This is a genomic window from Oceanobacillus sp. HCA-5259 (assembly GCF_037892815.1).
GTDB lineage: Bacteria > Bacillota > Bacilli > Bacillales > Amphibacillaceae > Oceanobacillus > Oceanobacillus indicireducens.
Genome location: NZ_JBBKBV010000073.1, coordinates 1 through 1,720 on the forward strand (window position 1 = coordinate 1; position 1,720 = coordinate 1,720).

A 1,720-nucleotide genomic window follows, 5' to 3' on the forward strand; every position below is an offset into this window, starting at 1 on the left:
TATTACGTTTATTAATCAACATTTGGAATTCTTGTTCTAGTTTTCCTGAAGACTTACTATTTAGTTCACTAATGATTTGAGTCAGTTTGACTTCAACTTTTAGGAGTTCATCTTTAATATAATCATGTTCTGTCTTCTGGTTCCTTTCTTTAAATTCTTTATAACTTCCAGTGAACTCTGTAACCTTTTGCTGAGAAATTTCAATAATTTTAGTTGCAATATTATCAACGAAACGGCTATCATGTGAAACAAAGATGACTGTCCCTTCATAGTTCATTAATAACCTTTCTAGTGCCTCAACAGTTTCAATATCTAAATAGTTTGTTGGTTCATCCATTACTAATACATTCATATCACTCAAGAATACTTTTGCAAAAGCTACTTTTACCCTTTCCCCACCACTTAATACTTCAATAGACTTATATACATCTTCACCAAAAAAATGTAACCGAGCAAGTACTGTACGGACAATATCTTCTGGATAAGGAGAGGTGGATTTTACATTTTCTAATATAGTTTTCTTGTTTTCTAAAATATCAATCTTTTGACTAAAGTACCCGATTTTTACTGCTGGCGATATGGATACTTTTGGTACTCTTAATAAAATCTGTTTCAACAATGTTGTTTTTCCAGACCCATTATTACCAATAATTGCAACCTTTTCACCACCTTTTATAACAAATGAAGCATCTCTCCAAAGCACATGATCTTCAAAGTTTACAGATAAGTTTTTAACACGAACTACATTTCGTCCTAGAATTTGTTCCCCATTCGGCAAATTCATTTTTATTGCTGGCAGTTCTTTTGGTTTTTTAACATTTTCCAATTTTTCTACACGTGTTTCCAGAGCCTTAATGTTTTGATGCATTTTCTTTTGTTTAGTCGCATACTCCATTTTATATAAGCGAGATTCAGATGTACCCATTCGCTTTGAAGGTGGCTTAATCATTTTTTTAGCATTTTGCTCTTTTAGTTTTGTAGCACGTTCCAATTGTCGTTTCTTCGTTATAAACTTTTCATATTCGTCTTTTTGTTTTCGCCGGAGTAATTCCTTTTGCTCCACATAATTTGTATAGTTACCGATAAATTCCTTAATGTTCCCTTCTTCTATTTCCCAAATTTTTGTGCAAATTTGATCTAAAAAATAACGATTGTGTGAAACAAGGACAATTGCTCCACGATATCGAATGAAATGTTTCTCAAGTTCTTCTATACTACGGGCATCAAGGTTTGTTGTTGGTTCGTCTGCAAATAAAATTTCTGCCTTAGTAGCCAATGCTTTGTCAATATAACCCTTTGTTATTTCACCACCACTTTTAAAGGTATCCATCTTTTGCAATTGAGGTAAATAATAGCGGCTTACAGTTGTCATAACTTCTCCTTTATCTGCTTCGATTTCACCAGACAATATGGACAATAATGTTGTTTTTCCACTTCCATTACGACCAACTACACCAATTCTATCCATATTATGAATATATAATTGGTCAATATCTAAAAGTTTACGGTCTTTTATTGTTAATTCAATATTCTTAGCTTCAAGAATCATTACTTGAGCCCTCCCTTCATACATAACAAATAATGTACTTCATACACTTTTTTATTAAGGCAAACAATTCTTATACTTACTCTCAATTTTTACTTAAGAAAACAAAAAACCTCCTATCATTTCTGAATAGGAGGCACATAATTAATCGCAAAAAGAAAACACTTAAACAAT

At 32.0% G+C, this 1,720-nt stretch carries 1 protein-coding gene; it reads right to left on the reverse strand.

The genetic code is table 11. The features are described 5' to 3' along the window. The coding region (locus WKU33_RS18760) for a Vga family ABC-F type ribosomal protection protein (RefSeq protein ID WP_340456105.1) at positions 1 to 1,573 on the reverse strand (1,573 nt) is incomplete at its 3' end. Positions 1,574 to 1,720 lie beyond the last annotated feature (147 nt).